Origin of the sequence: Arachidicoccus ginsenosidivorans (assembly GCF_007971385.1) — a bacterium.
Classification (GTDB): Bacteria; Bacteroidota; Bacteroidia; order Chitinophagales; family Chitinophagaceae; genus Arachidicoccus; species Arachidicoccus ginsenosidivorans.
Map to the genome: position 1 here is coordinate 1,684,904 of NZ_CP042434.1, position 16,177 is coordinate 1,701,080.

At 43.9% G+C, this 16,177-nt stretch carries 11 protein-coding genes and 1 pseudogene; 8 read left to right on the forward strand and 4 right to left on the reverse strand.

Annotated features, from left to right (window positions below; all coding sequences use genetic code 11):
• Window positions 1-136: 136 nt before the first annotated feature.
• Window positions 137-1,477, forward strand: coding sequence for a sigma-54-dependent transcriptional regulator (locus FSB73_RS06945; RefSeq protein ID WP_146780820.1), 1,341 nt, complete (start codon window positions 137-139; stop codon window positions 1,475-1,477).
• Between the two features lie 89 nt (window positions 1,478-1,566).
• Window positions 1,567-2,946, forward strand: coding sequence for a sensor histidine kinase (locus FSB73_RS27940; protein ID WP_262712529.1), 1,380 nt, complete (start codon window positions 1,567-1,569; stop codon window positions 2,944-2,946).
• Window positions 2,947-2,967: 21 nt separating this feature from the next.
• Here the strand turns inward: FSB73_RS27940 and FSB73_RS06955 are convergent, their stop codons facing one another.
• On the reverse strand, window positions 2,968-3,588 hold the full coding sequence (locus tag FSB73_RS06955) for a DUF502 domain-containing protein (protein WP_146780822.1): 621 nt from the start codon (window positions 3,586-3,588) through the stop codon (window positions 2,968-2,970).
• A gap of 67 nt (window positions 3,589-3,655) precedes the next feature.
• On the opposite strand from FSB73_RS06955, the gene FSB73_RS06960 reads away from it, so the two are divergent.
• Window positions 3,656-4,363 carry an SDR family oxidoreductase gene (locus FSB73_RS06960; RefSeq protein ID WP_146780823.1) on the forward strand — a complete coding sequence of 236 codons (708 nt, stop codon included), beginning with the start codon at window positions 3,656-3,658 and terminating at the stop codon, window positions 4,361-4,363.
• Between the two features lie 137 nt (window positions 4,364-4,500).
• Here FSB73_RS06960 and FSB73_RS06965 read toward each other — a convergent pair whose 3' ends face one another.
• Window positions 4,501-5,241 (reverse strand): geranylgeranylglyceryl/heptaprenylglyceryl phosphate synthase, encoded by a 741-nt coding sequence (locus FSB73_RS06965; RefSeq protein ID WP_146780824.1) that lies wholly within the window; start codon window positions 5,239-5,241, stop codon window positions 4,501-4,503.
• Between the two features lie 334 nt (window positions 5,242-5,575).
• Here FSB73_RS06965 and FSB73_RS06970 point away from each other — a divergent pair, with 334 nt between their 5' ends.
• Complete coding sequence (locus tag FSB73_RS06970; RefSeq protein ID WP_146780825.1) at window positions 5,576-6,697, forward strand: 5-(carboxyamino)imidazole ribonucleotide synthase; 1,122 nt, start codon at window positions 5,576-5,578, stop codon at window positions 6,695-6,697.
• Window positions 6,698-6,823: 126 nt separating this feature from the next.
• Here FSB73_RS06970 and FSB73_RS06975 read toward each other — a convergent pair whose 3' ends face one another.
• Window positions 6,824-7,933: an outer membrane beta-barrel protein gene (locus FSB73_RS06975; protein ID WP_146780826.1), complete on the reverse strand. Its 1,110-nt coding sequence runs from the start codon at window positions 7,931-7,933 to the stop codon at window positions 6,824-6,826.
• Between the two features lie 247 nt (window positions 7,934-8,180).
• A pseudogene (locus FSB73_RS27495) lies at window positions 8,181-9,559 on the reverse strand (ammonium transporter).
• Window positions 9,560-10,073: 514 nt separating this feature from the next.
• Here FSB73_RS27495 and lptB point away from each other — a divergent pair.
• The 4 genes from lptB to infB all read left to right on the forward strand — a co-directional run bounded on the left by lptB (window position 10,074) and on the right by infB (window position 16,131).
• On the forward strand, window positions 10,074-10,901 hold the full coding sequence (lptB, locus tag FSB73_RS06985; protein WP_146780827.1) for an LPS export ABC transporter ATP-binding protein: 828 nt from the start codon (window positions 10,074-10,076) through the stop codon (window positions 10,899-10,901).
• Between the two features lie 254 nt (window positions 10,902-11,155).
• Window positions 11,156-11,626, forward strand: a complete 471-nt coding sequence (locus tag FSB73_RS06990; RefSeq protein WP_146780828.1) for a ribosome maturation factor RimP — start codon at window positions 11,156-11,158, stop codon at window positions 11,624-11,626.
• A gap of 36 nt (window positions 11,627-11,662) precedes the next feature.
• The gene (gene nusA, locus FSB73_RS06995; RefSeq protein ID WP_146780829.1) at window positions 11,663-12,907 is read left to right on the forward strand and encodes a transcription termination factor NusA; all 1,245 of its coding nucleotides are present in this window, start codon (window positions 11,663-11,665) and stop codon (window positions 12,905-12,907) included.
• 59 nt (window positions 12,908-12,966) lie between these two features.
• A complete protein-coding gene (infB, locus tag FSB73_RS07000) occupies window positions 12,967-16,131 on the forward strand; it encodes a translation initiation factor IF-2 (RefSeq protein WP_146780830.1) in 3,165 nt (1,054 codons plus the stop codon).
• Window positions 16,132-16,177 lie beyond the last annotated feature (46 nt).

Below are 16,177 nucleotides of genomic sequence, written 5' to 3' on the forward strand. Positions count from 1 at the left end.
ACATGCTGTACGTAATTAATACAAGCTGTCAAAACCCGGACAGATGCCAACATTTTGCTATTTATATTGATCTATAAGCGGTCAGGGATTTTTGAAAAATAATTCGTTCCTTTATCCAAAATAATCCCCTGGAACTATGGCCTTAAAAAATGCCACTATTGCAATTGTCGACGACGATTTAGATGTGCTTACCGCCGTACGACTATTATTAAAAACTGAGGTAAAACAGATCATTACTGAGAAAAACCCAGAGAACCTGCTTTCTTTATTAAAAGAAAACAAGGTGGATTTGCTTTTTTTGGATATGAACTTCAAATCCAAGGTAAATACCGGGAACGAAGGGCTATTCTGGCTACAGAAAGTAAGGAAATTATATCCCAATCTACCAGTAGTAATGATTACCGCCTACGCGGATATTGACCTGGCAGTCAATTCCCTGAAACTGGGTGCACAGGACTTTATGGTCAAACCCTGGCAGAACCAAAAGCTACTAGAAACCGTTAAAAACAATTATCAGAAAAATAATGACAGCCTGAACCTCCCGGCAGGACCAGCGGGGATTATAGGGGAGAGTCCTGGGATGAAGGATGTTTTTAGAAAAATCGAAAAAATCGCCCCTACCGACGCCAATATATTGATTCTAGGTGAAAACGGGACCGGGAAAGACTTGATTGCCCAGACCATCCATGATCAGTCTTTACGCAGCAAAAATCCTTATGTCAAAGTCGACGTCGGTGCACTCACAGAGAGTCTTTTTGAAAGTGAGCTTTTCGGGCATAAAAAAGGCGCCTTTACCGATGCCAGGGAAGACCGGGCCGGCAGATTCCAGGCCGCGGACAAAGGCACCTTATTTTTAGATGAAATCGGCAATATCACACTGGCACAGCAATCCAGACTTTTAACCGCCTTGCAGAACAGATATGTAACCCCGCTTGGCACGAATGATAAAGTGCAGGTGGATATCCGGCTGATTTGTGCCACGAATCTCCCTTTAAGTGTACTAGGAGATGAGTCTAAGTTTAGAAGAGATTTGATTTACCGGATCAACACGGTAGAAATTACCATCCCCCCCTTAAGGGACCGCAAAGAAGATATCCAACCTATTGCAGCGCATTACGCCAATGTCTATGCCCAGAAATACGGCAAACCTGCACTTAGTTTTTCCAAAGAAGCGCAAAAGAAATTAAACAAGTACACCTATCCGGGCAATGTGCGGGAATTACAATACGCCATCGAGCGGGCCATTATCATGACAGAAAATGATGCAATTGAGGCTGATGATATCCTATTTTCTCCCATTGAACACCAGCAAGAACAGCCGGCCCCTCTGGATAAGTCTGTGAACCTGGGCCAGGTGGAGAAAAACGCTATCTTAAACGCCATTTCCAAACATGAAGGCAATATTTCAAAGGCGGCCAAAGAACTGGGTATTACCAGGGCTGCATTGTACCGCCGGATCAGTAAATATGATATTTAAACGCTTGAGGCTCCCCTTTTTACTGGTAAATTGACGTCCTTTTCAAGCTAATCTTCATCCCCATGGGGTTTCATAAGCGCTAATTTAATATGAATAGAAGCAGCATCCGGATCACCATTCACCTTCTACTGATCGGCCTGAGCGCCGCGGCGGCCGTATGGTGTTACCTAAAAGCGATGCCCATTGGTGGGGTGGTCGCCCTGTTTTTATTTTTGGCGCTCACCTATAGAGTGGTCGCATTACTTAGGGATATCCAACGTGATTTTAATAATTTTGTCCAAGCCCTTCATTACAGGGACCTCTCCCAGCATTTTTCTATTGGGCGGGCACCCGCCCATCTGAAGTTTTTCAGAAGAGGCTTTAATGAAATTGTGATGGGTTATAAACAGCTCAGCCAGGAAAAAGAGCTTCAATACCAATACCTGCAAAACGTGCTTGAGCTGGTGGACACCGCCATTCTTGCTTTTGAGCCGAGTACCGGCGAAATTTATTGGATTAATAATCAGATGAAAACCCTTTTAAATGTTCCGGGAATCAAGAACCTTAAAAGACTGGAGCGGCAATTACCACTACTCAATGAAGCCTTTCTTAAAATCAGTCCCGGTGGCCAGCAAATAATAAAAGTGGAGATTCTCAACCGGCCACATAAACTGTTACTTACCTCCAACAATTTTGTAACCAATGAGATGCAAATGAAACTCATTGCCATGCAAAATGTAGAGGAAGCCCTGGATGTTACAGAAACAGAGGCCTGGAATAAACTCCTTAGAGTGCTGACCCATGAAATCATGAACTCCATTGCGCCTATTTCTTCCCTTGCCAATACCCTGCAGGACAGGCTCGGACAACTTGACAGCCATCAAATAATCCCTGCGGCAGATTTTAAGGATTTGCAGGACGGAATGCAGACAATTAGATCCAGAAGTGATGGTTTAATGCGCTTTTCCACCTCCTACCGTAACTTAAATAAGATTGGGCAGATCAATGCAAGCGAGTTTTATGTAAGAGATTTATTTGAGAACCTGGCTTCTCTGATGCAGCCAGGCATGACCAGCAAAGCCATCAGCCTGGATGTCATCTTGAAAAACCCTAGTCTTAAAATGCAGGCTGACCGTCAACTGCTGGAGCAAGTTATGATTAACTTGCTCCTCAATGCGATGGATGCCGTCAAGGAAAGTCCCGAAAAACATATTACCATAGCGGGGTTAAGACCCCGGAAGGCCAGGTTGTTCTTAAAGTCAAAGACAGTGGTAAAGGCATGGATGAACAAATTATGGAAAGAATCTTTATTCCTTTTTTCTCCACCAAAAAGTCCGGCAGCGGGATCGGCCTTAGCCTTTGTAAACAGATCATGCTGCTCCATAAAGGTAATATCCAGGTACAATCCACGCCTGAAAAAGGAACCAGTTTTCGGTTGCAATTCCCCGCATCATAAACACTATTTGTCCCTTTACTTAACTTTAAATTAGCTCAATCAGATTTACTTAATCTTATTCGGCCTTATCCATTTCAGTAACCCCGCCCGAGATCACAAACTTCATGGCCTCCGCCGAAGAAATCGTTTCATTCACCATGCGGATATTCACTTTCGGCACAAAATAAGTCATTCCAGATATGGCATAGGAAAAAGGGACATATACCACTACGTGTTCCACCAGATCAAACTGACTGGCATCATTTTGTGTAATAAAGCCCATCCGCCACACATCGCTGCTATCCACATTCACCAAGACTGGCTTGTCAAATTTCTTCTTGCTGCCGGAAAATGCCTTCAAAAAATCTTTCACAGAGGAGTAGATCAGTTTCACGCCAGGTGTTTTCTCCAGTGCAGCACCTAAAAGATCTATAAAGTGGCTAATCACAAAGGAAGAGGATGCCCAACCAATGAGAATCATAATTATAACCATCATCAGTATTCCCACACCAGGTATGTGATGTACACCTTCCTCTCCCGGCACAACTGATCCGAAGATATTAGGCAAAATACTGTCCACGGCGGTAAATAGCCAAAATACAAAGTAAATCGTCACTGCAATGGGTGCTATAACAATTACTCCTTGAAAAAAATATTGTATGATCCGCTTAGCTAAAGTCTTCTTCTGTTCTTCCATAATTTGGGTTTTTGGTTCCCAAAAATAAAACTACTTTTGAAGTTTAAGACATTTTAAAATATAATATATGCAAATCGTAATAACAGGCGCCACAAGAGGTATTGGAAAAGCTGTAGCAGCACTATTTGCAAAAGATACCATACCGCATCATTTTTTTCTGTGTGCCAGAAAAAAAGAAGAATTAACCGAGCTTTCAGTGGCCTTAAGCAGCACGCCAGCCAAACATACCGTAACCATTTTCCCATGCGATTTTCAGGATAATACCCAAATAAAAGCATTTGCCGATTTAATCCTTAAAACCGGGCAGCCTGTGGACATTCTGGTCAACAATGCAGGAATCTACCAACCGGGCAGTTGTTATAATGAACAGGAGGGACAATTAGAGCGCATGCTTCAGGTAAACCTGATGGGTGCCTACCACCTCACCAGGGCCCTTGTACTGCCTATGATAAATCGTAAGCAGGGTCATATTTTTAACCTGTGTTCTATTGCCAGTATTCAGGCCTATGCCAACGGCGGCAGTTACTCTATCAGCAAATATGCCTTATCTGGATTTACCCGTAATCTGAGAGAAGAATTAAAACCTTTTGGCATAAAAGTAACCGGAATTTATCCAGGGGCCACCTTTTCCAGTAGCTGGGAAGGCATGGATATAGACCCTAATCGTATTATGGAAGTATCCGATGTGGCCAAGATGATCTATGCGGCGGCACATCTTTCCCCGCAGGCAGTTGTTGAAGACATTATCCTTAGACCGCAGTTAGGCGATTTATAAGCCGCCAATCTAATTGAAACGCTCTATCCTGCTTATAAAATAATAATAACGCTAGCTCTTTTTGATGAATTAAAATATTTTGATGGTTCCAGGATGCTTAACAACGCATGAAAGCGGATAGTTTAACAAACATTGATTTAACCTTTGTGCACGGCAGCACTTATTTCCCGCAACAAGCTGATGTCTTTTTCAATGGCATTGCCTACGACAATCACATCGGCTCCAGCAGCGCAGTTAGCAGCTGCCTTCTCAGGGGTTTTAATACCGCCGCCAACGATTAATGGCACAGCGATATTGTCAGATACCCGCCGGATCATATTTTCCTGAATCGGGTTTTTCGCACCACTGCCCGCGTCCATATATATCAATTTTAAACCCAGCATTTCACCAGCCATGGCCGTACATAGAGCAATATCACTTTTATCTGCGGGAATAGGCGCCGTATTGGCAATATAAGAAACAGAAGTCGGGGCACCTCCATCAATAACCATATATCCGGTAGGCATTATTTCCAGACCACTGCTACGTACCGCCGGTGCACTGATCACATGTTGTCCTATCAGAAGCTCCGGGTTTCTGCCAGAGATCAAAGACAGGTAGAAAAGCGCGTCTGCATATTTAGAAACCTGTGACGGAGATCCTGGAAAGAGTACCACAGGAATATCACACAAAGACTTAATACGCTGAATATTCTGATCCACCGTATTAACAACCACCAGGCTGCCGCCCACAAAAAAATAATCCACGCCAGCCGCCAGTGCCTGTTCTATTATTGGATCAATTTCAGCGTTACTCATTTTATCCGGATCAATTAATACAGCAAAAGCCTTTTTTCCTGCCTTTTTCTGATCCGTAAATTTCTGATATATAGCTGCCATACAGATGTGGTTCTCTTTTATTTATAATTGGAATCTGTTGCAAAAATGCATAAAAATTGTCAGATTTCTACTAAAACCTATTGATTTTACCCTCCACGCCTATCAAAACTAAAGAATTGACAACCAATAAACAATTTCAAAACAAGGCCATTAATTATGGGTCAGCATTGATCTCACACTGGCTGCTTAAAAGGCACTTTATTCTTTTAAAATAATTGTCCGCATCCATATTCAAACCCAAATCCGTAATTTTGGCCCTCGCTTTACTGCCCATTACGCTTAAATCTTATAAGACAAACGCATGCAAAGGGAAGCGATCAACTTAAATTACACTATGCAAAAAATTGGAATACTTGGAGGCGGACAGCTGGGACGTATGTTATTACAGGCAGCAGCAGACTTTGTTGTTGAAACCTATGTACTTGAAAACGACCCGGGTTGCCCGGCCGCGCACCTTTGCCATCACTTTGTGCAAGGTGACATTAAAAACTTCGATGATGTTTATAATTTTGGTAAAGGACTTGACGCACTTACCATAGAAATTGAATCCGTCAATGTCGATGCGCTCGAAGCACTGGAAAAAGAAGGCGTACGTGTATATCCAAAACCTGCTGCCATCCGCACCATCAAAAATAAAATACTTCAGAAAACATTTTATAAAGAAAACGAAATCCCATCACCAGCCTTTATTATCACCCACAGCCAGGCGGAGGCTAAATCCAGAAAAGATTTACTGCCTGCCGTACACAAACTGGGAGAAGGAGGCTATGATGGCAGGGGCGTTGAGGTATTAAGAAAAGAAGAAGACCTGGAAAGCGCTTTCGATCAGCCCGCGGTTTTAGAAACCATGGTGGAAATCGAAAAAGAGATTGCCATTACTGTCGCTAAAAACGACGCCGGACAATTAACCCTATTCCCAGCCGTTGAAATGCTATTCGATCCCAAACTGAACTTACTGGACTTTCAGTTGTCTCCTGCCCGTATTGACAAACAGGTGCTTTGGAAAGCCGAAGCCATGGCGCAGAAAGTTGTCGAAAAACTGGCCAGCCCTGGGCTATTTGCCGTAGAACTCTTTATTGACCGTACGGGCAATGTCTGGGTCAACGAAACAGCACCAAGAGTCCATAACAGTGGCCATCACACCATCGAGGCCAATTATTGCAGCCAGTACCATATGCTGCTCAGAATATTAATGCAGTTACCACTGGGCAATACACAACCGATCATTCCTTCTTCCATTGTCAATATTCTGGGCACTCCCGGTTATCAGGGAGATGCTATTTATGAAGGCCTGGATGAAGTGCTTAAAATGGACAATGTCTTTGTACATCTATATGGCAAAAAAACCACCAAACCGGGCCGCAAGATGGGTCATGTTACCATCTTAAGCCAGGAACCGCAGGAACTGATCTACAAAGCCAATAAGATCAAAAACACCTTAAAAGTAATCGCCTAAAATTGCCTGAAGCGGCAAAATAGACAACGACTTACCATATAAGAGTGCCGAATTAGCTCATACGCATGCTAATTCGGCACTTTTGTGTCAGGCGCATTGATTGGACAACTAATATTCTAAAAACCATTAAAACTGATAGGTCACAGCGATTAATCCATACAGCTGTCCGCGAGATCCATTCTGTGCATTGGTTGAACCACCAGCTCCATAAGGTGCTGAAAACCGGTCCCACCGAATCTCTGGCATCAGTGTAAAATCTCCTTGTTTAATCTGAGCGGTGGCCGTAGTGGACCAGGCATTTCCCAGCAGCGGTATAATACTAATGCCCTTTTTGTCATTAAAATATTCCTCTCTGAGCCCTAGCTGTACCCTTTTACATAAATCCGCTTTCAGATAGAGCGCCTGTCCCCACCAGTTTTGCCAGGATTTATCCGCATTTTCCATTGTGCCCGTAGTCATTTTTTTTCTAAGCACTACGGAACCATTCCAACCAAGACTTAATCTATTGCTTATGGGCACGGACACCACCGCATCTATCTGCTGTAGATTCACGCTATCTACTTGCTTACCGCCCGAATAATTCAAGGCCATAACTAGTCCGCTGGGCTTCTCATAACTATAACGGGCAATGATTGTTTTGCGGTTTAATACATTTTCCGGGACGGATCTGTAATCCGTAGGATTACTGATACCGGCCATAAAATGATGATTTCCAGTAATGTATTCCGCCTTCACCCCTGTATTGGAGAAAGGCCCCGTAGAAAATAGATAGGACATGCTATAATTGGCATTCAGGGCAGGATCCAGCAGTTCATAGCCGATATGCGTGGCCCAGGTGCCTGCACTGATTCTAAGACCCTTTGTCACATCATAATAAATATAAGCCTGTTTGATGGCAGCCATGGCCCCCTGATCGGTATAGGCAAAAGCCCTGGCCCTTGGACCGAAGCCCAGATCCAGCACAACACCATAGTTTTTATCCTGATAAGCCAACTGTACACTCATCATCCCCAGTTCAAAGCGCTCATTGGCGTCCGTAAAGCTGGTTGTCGGCGTTTTATTGCCGTGAAATGTGCTTTTATAATAAAAATCCAGATTACCATGGATCGTCAGGTGGTGGCGACCGCCATCCTCCAAAACAGTTGTATCCTCTAAGGTGTCCGTTACATGCTCCTGGGCCGAGACCCAACCTGAGCAAAGCAGTAAAGACCCCAATAACCAGTATCCAAGTTTCATAGGAAAAGTTTTATGTTTAAAGATGCGAGAAGATGACAGTTTCTAAGTCCGGGCAACGCTCTATTGAATCTTCCGTGGATGGATAGCATAAACAACTATTTATCCTGAATTGCGCAGCAATCTACCCAAAGGCCAAGTCGGCTTCTTACAAAAACCGCCTTTTCTTATCCAAGTAGAAAAGGCAGTTGATTTGTGATTATTGGTACGAAGAGTCAATCAAAATATATATCAGATTTAACGTGTCCAATTAAGCGGTAAAAGCTTCTTGCTCAAAATTATAGGCGGCAACCGGCGGATCCAGATACTTTTCATTGTGCTGGCTGGCATCCAGGCCTAATTCCTCTTCTTCTTCACTGACCCTGAGCGGTAAAATAAAATTGATAAATTTAAAAATACCATAAGACATTCCAAAACTGAAGACCACCACAATGGCCATCCCTGTCAGCTGTGTCAGAAAAAACGAAGCGTTCCCAAAAAACAGCCCGTTTGCGCCGGCCGGATTGACGGCTTTGGAAGCAAATACACCCGTCAGCAACATCCCTACCATACCACCAATACCATGACAGGGGAAAACATCCAAAACATCATCCAACGTGGATTTGGATTTATAATATACAGCCACATTTGAAATGACAGCTGAGATTACACCGATAAATATGGAGCTGGCAATAGACACAAAACCAGCTCCAGGGGTTATTGCCACCAGCCCTACAACGGCGCCGATACAAAATCCCAATACTGAAGGTTTTTTCCCCTTTAAGACATCAAAAAACATCCAGGACAACCCGGCTGCAGCAGCAGCCGTATTGGTCGTAGCAAAGGCGGACACCGCCAGCCCATTAGCTGCCAGGGCTGAACCTGCGTTAAATCCGAACCAGCCAAACCAAAGCAGACTGGTGCCAATCAACACATAAGGTATATTGGCAGGTGCCGATTCAATATTTTCCAGATGAGATTTTCTACGTTTTAATACAATGGCACCTGCCAGTGCGGCACAACCGGCAGAAATATGTACCACGGTTCCACCGGCAAAGTCCAGAACCCCATTTTTGCCAAGAACCCATCCGGATTCCAGCACCAATGTGCCAAAGGACAATAGACCAAAAGGCTAAATAGCACTATAAACAAAATATAAGCTGTAAAACGAATTCTTTCTGCCACAGCACCAACGACCAGCCCCGGCGTAATGATTGCGAACATTAACTGAAAGAGCGCAAATAACATTAAAGGAATGGTAGGAGCGCCACCCCAGGGAGCTCCAGCGCTTACGTGGTTAAAAAACAAAAATGTAGACGGGTTACCAATGACGCCGCCCAGCGAATCACCAAAAGCCAGACTAAACCCAATAACGATCCAAAGTACCCCTACCACTCCTGCGGCAACGACACTTTTTATCATGGTAGATAAGATGTTTTTGCGGTTCACCATTCCCCCATAAAACAAGGCCAGCCCCGGGGTCATTAAAAATACCAGCGCTGTTGCGACAAGGATCCAGGCAATGTCAGCAGAATTATATACACCTGTTCCATCAAATAGGGAAGTTTCTGGAACAAATAAGGATAACAACGCTACAATAGCCAGCAGGCAAAAAGGCGCCCATTTTTTAAAATCAAAACTTATTTTCATTAGTGTCTATTTAAATTAATAATTTTTATATCTGTTTCTATAAAACAAATTTATACTGTTTTCGCTATACAATTTTCACTTTTTAATATATTTATTTTATTATTATTTATATTTTATTCTTTTGTAAAGTCACTGTATTTCAGTGGTTGACTCAAAATGAACGTTCGTAATCCAACTAAAGACCACTTTATACCTCAATTTTTAAAATGTCATTCATTTTTCCTAAAGACCTTTTTTAACCCTGTTTTAGCCAAAACAAGATATATATTATTATTTACTATATAGAATTTCAACCCTTTAATATCGCGGTCAGTGCCAGCCAGACCAATAAATGGGCAATAACTGCTGGCAGAATGTTTACAATTTGGTCTGAAAAAACCGCAGCTTTAACCTTAAGGATGATTATATTTGCGTGGCATTTAGCAGCGTCGGATAAATGGTGATCGACTTAAATTTCCATTATATCAGAGGCCGCGACTAGTCGCCTTTAAATCTTAAATAAACCACGCAGCATTTGAGTATTACGATATATACAAAGAATCTGGTCAAATCCTATCGCAACCGAACGGTCGTCGATCAGGTTTCCGTGCAGGTCACCCAAGGGGAGATCGTAGGACTTTTAGGGCCTAACGGGGCGGGCAAAACCACTTCTTTTTATATGGTGGTCGGGCTGATTAAGCCAGACGAAGGAACGGTATATCTTAATGATCAGGAGATTACAAAGCTCCCTATGTATAAAAGGGCGCAGATGGGCATCGGTTATCTACCCCAGGAAGCCTCCGTATTCAGGAAGCTCAGCGTGGAAGATAATATTATGGCTGTACTGGAAATGACCAAACTGTCCAAAGCGGAAAGGGCAACCAAATTAGAAGATCTCCTCGACGAGTTCAACCTGCATCATGTTCGTAAAAATAATGGAGATAGCCTCAGCGGAGGGGAAAGACGTCGAACCGAGATTGCGCGTGCCCTGGCGGTAGACCCAAAATTTATATTACTGGATGAACCCTTTGCAGGGGTAGATCCTATCGCCGTCGAAGATATCCAGGCGGTAGTGGCCAAACTTAAATATAAAAACATCGGGATTCTTATTACAGACCACAATGTAAATGAAACCTTATCCATCTGTGACAGGGCTTATCTTTTAATTGAAGGGAAGATCTATAAGCATGGCACAGCAGAAGAACTCGCTGATGATGAAAAGGTTAGAAATCTTTATCTGGGAACCAACTTTGAACTAAAAAGAAAAGACTGGATTTTGGACATGGGGAAAAAATCAAGAGAAAAAAATGAGCAGCAGCCTTCAACAGCTAAAAGCCAGGAGCCCCCAAAGCAAGCTGATTGACCAGCGGGAAAGCCCAGCAGGACGCCTTTATAAACTGCTGGCTAAAACTTAAAGACAGAAGGGGTTGATTCCCTGAGTTATATTATATATACGTTATCAATTGATCCGCTGTAAACTTCAGATCTCTGCGGGGAACATTCCAGAGAAATTAATATTTGGATTGAATCCCTATATTATACTACCTTTGCGGTGTAAAGAACGGAGGATGAAGGGAACGGCTAACGTTCCCTTCTGTTATTTTCAAAAGAAACGGCATGTCGGATAGCGTTATATTAGATCAGGTGGAAGGTTTTCTGGACGAGATTTTAGAATCCGAATCCACTTATTTTAAAGTGAAGTTCAAGGTTAAGCCTACCAATAACTATAAGATTTTTATTGACGGCGACCAGGGTATTACCATTGATCAGTGTATCAAGTTTAACCGGGCACTCTATAAGAAAATTGAAGAGGCAGGTTTATATCCCGATGGAGATTTTTCACTGGAAGTATCTTCTCCGGGCGTAGATGAGCCGCTGCAAAATATTCGTCAATATAAAAAGAACACCGGCCGTAAGGTTGAAATAACCCTTTTGGATGAGCGCAAACTGGAAGGCATTCTAAAGGAAGTTCAGGACGAAACGGTTACTATAGAAGAAACAAAAGGAAAGGGTAAAAAAGCTGTAACGGAAGTTACCTTATTGCCGTTTAAAGATATAAAAACAACAATTGTTCAAATTCAGTTTTAAAAAGCGGGAAAGCGTCCCAGCTTAAAATGGTATAATATGGCAAGTATTAATCTGATAGAAGCGTTCCAGGAATTTAAGGACGCGGAAAACATTGACCGTCCAACCATGATGAAAGTGGTGGAAGACGTCTTTAAGACATTACTTCGGAAAAAATATGTAAGTGATGAAAACTTTGACGTAATTGTCAATGCAGAACAGGGTGACCTGGAAATTTTCAGAAGAAGGATGATCGTTGAAGATGGAGAGGTGGAAGATCCGCTTGCAGAAATCGCCTATAGCGAAGCCATTAAAATTGAACCAGACTTTGAAGTCGGTGAAGAGCTCATTGAATCTGTTGATCTGTTTGATTTTGGGCGTAGAGCCATTCTGGCAGCCAAACAAACCCTGGCCAGCCGTATTGGAGATCTGAAGAAAAATCTTTTGGTACAACAATATGAAGGTCGTCTGGGAGAAATGATCAATGCTGAGGTTTATCAGGTATGGAGAAAAGAGGTATTATTACTGGATGATGATGGTAATGAACTGATCCTGCCTAAATCTGAACAGATTCCGCAGGATTTCTTCAAAAAAGGAGAGAATACCCGAGCCGTGATCAGTCGTGTTGATGTAAAAAACAATACACCGGTCATTATCCTGAGCCGTACCAATCCGATTTTCCTTGAAAAACTCATGGAAATGGAAGTTCCGGAAATCGCGGAAGGGCTGATCACTATCAAAAAAATTGTCCGGGAGCCGGGCGAAAGAGCCAAGGTGGCCGTAGAGAGTTATGATGACAGAATTGATCCGGTAGGCGCCTGTGTGGGTATGAAAGGCAGTCGTATACACGGTATCGTAAGAGAACTAAAAAATGAAAATATTGATGTGATTAATTTCACTACCAATACACAACTGCTCATCCAGCGTTCATTGACACCTGCCAAGATCAGTTATATGGAGCTCGATAACGAGAAAAAGCGTGCCGAGGTCTATTTGCAAGCCGATCAGGTTTCTCTGGCCATTGGACGTCGCGGGGTGAATATCAAACTGGCCTGTGAGCTCACAGGTTATAATATTGATGTTTACCGTGAAAATGAAGAAACCGAAGAATTCGATATTGACCTGGTAGAATTCTCCGATGAAATTGATATGTGGATCATTGATGAATTAAAACGTGTCGGCTGTGATACTGCCCGCAGTGTACTGGCCCTGACACCGGAAGAGCTTGAAAGAAGAACCGACCTGGAAAAAGAAACCATCCAGGACATCAGGCGAATCCTCGAAGAAGAATTTGAAAAAGAGTAAATAAGGCCCGCTACTGAACAAACAGGAAGCAATCACCTTATCTACGACTAAAAGAAAATATGGCAGAATTGAAATTACCAAGATTATTGGCGGCCGCCAAGGAGTTTAACATTGGGCAGGAGACGCTCATAGAATTTCTTGACAGCAAAGGATTTAACAAGGACGAACTCAAACCCACGGCCAAATTGACCGAGGAGCAATATGCTGCCCTTCAGCGTGAGTTTCAGAGTGATAAACTGGCTAAAGACAAGGCTGATAAAATTGAGATTCCTAAAAGTACAGTAGCCACTCAGGCAGAGAAAGAAAAAGAAAAAAAGAAAAAGGAAGAGGTGGTACCAAGCGTGCCAACTCCAGAGGTAAAAGAAGAACAGACGCCCCTGGAGACACCTGTGTCCCCAGAACCCGCACCGGCAGTGCAGGCACCGGCTGCTACGGTCCAGAAAGAGGAGCAGCCAACCGCTACCCCTCAAAAAGAGCCTGAAACACAGTCAGATTCTCAGTCTCAGACTCAGACGCCGGCACAACCGACACAGCCAGTGGTTCCAAGCGAACCTGTCACAGAGGCTGAGGCACCTGCTAGTAAAAACCAGACTGAGCAGCCTGCCACGAAAGAAACAGTTGTTCAAACGAACGAAGCGGCTGCGTCTACAGAGTCACCAGCGGCAGCGACCGCTCCTGCTACCGAGCAGCAAACACCAATAGAGCCGCAAACGCCAAAAGCAAAGACCCCAGAAATTGAGGGTCTCAAAATCATTGATAAAATTGACCTGTCTGCCATCGACTCTTCTACCCGTCCTAAAAAAGCGGCACCTAAGAAAGAAGAAAAACATAAAAAAGCAGAACACAAACAGGTAAACAGACCAGAGCACAAAGCTGGGCAGCAGCCGGCAAAACCGGTAACAACCCAGCCAAAAGCGCCTTTGGCCGCACAACCATCTATCACACCCAAAAAACCGGAGGCAGAGGAAAACAAACCACCGGTTATTGAGAACATTCGCGCCGCTAAACTGGAAGGACCTAAGATCTTAGGCAAAATCCAGTTGCCCGTTGATAGCGATACAAGACCCAAGCCCAATAAAGATAGTGGCCGCAAACGCAAGCGCATCCCGCTGGACAACAAAAGACCAGCAGGAAGCGGAGACAACAGCCATGGTGGTGGGCACCGCGGTGGTCAAGGCAATCGTCCCGGTCAGGGTCAAGGGCAAGGGCATAACAATAACCGTCCTGGACAACATCCACATACCGGTAATAAACCCGGTGGTCGTTCCAGATATACACCGCATAATGCTGAGGCCGATAAAGAAATCGACCAAAAACGCATTCAGGAAAAAATCAAGGAAACACAGGCCAAGCTCGCCGGTTCAGGTGGTTCTAAGGCTAAATCCAAGGCCAAACACCGCAGGGAAAAACGCCAGGAAATGGCCGAAGCAATGGAAGCTGCAGCAGCCAGACAGGATACGCGTTTACAGGTAACGGAATTTATTACCGTAAGCGAACTGGCCAATCTGATGGATGTCAGTTTTACAGACATTATCAGCAAATGTATGGGACTGGGCATCATGGTTTCCATTAACCAGCGTCTGGATGCGGAAGTGATTGAACTGGTCGCCGAAGAATTTGGATTTGAGGTAGACTTTATCGGACTGGATGACGTTAATGAGGAAGACGAAGAGCAGGATACGGATGCACCCGAGGATCTGTTACCACGTAATCCAATCGTAACCATCATGGGGCACGTTGACCATGGTAAAACCTCCCTGCTGGATTATATCAGAAGAACCAAAGTGGCCAGTGGCGAAGCCGGTGGTATCACCCAACATATCGGTGCCTACGTTGTAAACGTTGGTGACAATAAAATCACCTTCCTGGATACACCGGGTCACGAAGCCTTTACGGCCATGCGTGCCAGAGGAGCCAAAGTAACGGATATCGCGGTGATTGTGATCGCAGCGGATGACGCGGTCATGCCACAGACCAAAGAAGCCATCAGCCACGCGCAGGCAGCCGGTGTCCCAATGATCTTCGCCATCAATAAGATCGATAAAGACGGGGCCAACCCGCAAAGAATATATGAGCAACTCTCCCAGATGAATATTCTGGTAGAAGAATGGGGCGGTAAATTCCAGAGTCAGGAAATCTCCGCAAAACAAGGTTTAAACGTAGATGCGCTATTAGAGAAGATCTTACTGGAAGCAGAAGTGCTGGAACTAAAAGCAAATCCTGACAAAGAAGCCAGCGGTTCAATTGTTGAAGCCTCTTTAGATAAAGGTCGCGGTTATGTCGCCACACTACTGGTTCAAAACGGAACCTTACGTCAGGGAGACCTGGTGGTCGCCGGACAGTATTATGGAAGAATGAAAGCCATGTTCAATGAGTTGAATCAACGCATTGAAATCGCCGGTCCTTCCACCCCGGTACAGGTACTAGGTCTGAACGGAGCGCCACAGGCGGGTGAAAAAATTAAAGTATATCAAGAAGAGTCCGAAGCGAAAGACATTGCCAATAAAAGAGCACAGATTATGCGTGAACAGGGACTTAGAACCCGCAAGCATATCACACTCGATGAAATCGGTCGTCGTCTCGCACTGGGTAACTTTAAAGAACTCAATATCATCATCAAAGGTGATGTGGATGGTTCTGTTGAAGCCCTTAGTGATTCACTGCAAAAACTCTCCACAGAAGAAATCGTGGTCACCGTGGTCCACAAGGCCGTGGGTCAGATCTCAGAAAGCGATGTCTTGTTGGCAACGGCTTCTGACGCCATCGTCCTTGGCTTTAATGTCCGCGCCTCTTCTCAGGCAGCACGTCTGGCAGATGAAGAAGGTGTGGAAATCAAGACCTACTCTATTATCTATAATGCGATCGAAGAGATCAAAAGTGCCATGGAAGGTATGCTGGAACCAAAAATCCAGGAGAAAGAAGTGGCTACTGTTGAAATCAGAGAAGTATACAAATTTGATAAGGCTACTGTTGCAGGTTGCTACGTATTGGAAGGGAAGATCAAAAGAGATCACAAAATCCGGTTATTCCGTGATGGTATCCTGGTCTATCCAAGACAAGAAGGCGCCTATACTGAGCTCGGCAGCTTAAAACGCTTCAAAGACGATGTCAAAGAAGTGGCGCAGGGTTACGAGTGTGGTCTGACCATGAAAAGCTTCACTGATATTCAGGTGGGCGATAATATCGTGGCTTACGAACAGGAAGAAATCAAACGTACGCTTTGATCCTCAGTTATTTGAAACTAAATCAAATAATAAATGATCTAAAGCA

Coding starts and splice junctions, on each gene's coding strand:
- FSB73_RS06945 (WP_146780820.1), top strand. CDS start 137: ATGGCCTTAAAAAATGCCACTATTGCAATTGTCGACGACGATTTAGAT.
- nusA (WP_146780829.1), top strand. CDS start 11,663: ATGGCAAGTATTAATCTGATAGAAGCGTTCCAGGAATTTAAGGACGCG.
- FSB73_RS06960 (WP_146780823.1), top strand. CDS start 3,656: ATGCAAATCGTAATAACAGGCGCCACAAGAGGTATTGGAAAAGCTGTA.
- FSB73_RS06955 (WP_146780822.1), bottom strand. CDS start 3,588: ATGGAAGAACAGAAGAAGACTTTAGCTAAGCGGATCATACAATATTTT.
- infB (WP_146780830.1), top strand. CDS start 12,967: ATGGCAGAATTGAAATTACCAAGATTATTGGCGGCCGCCAAGGAGTTT.
- FSB73_RS06975 (WP_146780826.1), bottom strand. CDS start 7,933: ATGAAACTTGGATACTGGTTATTGGGGTCTTTACTGCTTTGCTCAGGT.
- FSB73_RS27940 (WP_262712529.1), top strand. CDS start 1,567: ATGAATAGAAGCAGCATCCGGATCACCATTCACCTTCTACTGATCGGC.
- FSB73_RS06990 (WP_146780828.1), top strand. CDS start 11,156: ATGTCGGATAGCGTTATATTAGATCAGGTGGAAGGTTTTCTGGACGAG.
- FSB73_RS06970 (WP_146780825.1), top strand. CDS start 5,576: ATGCAAAAAATTGGAATACTTGGAGGCGGACAGCTGGGACGTATGTTA.
- FSB73_RS06965 (WP_146780824.1), bottom strand. CDS start 5,241: ATGGCAGCTATATATCAGAAATTTACGGATCAGAAAAAGGCAGGAAAA.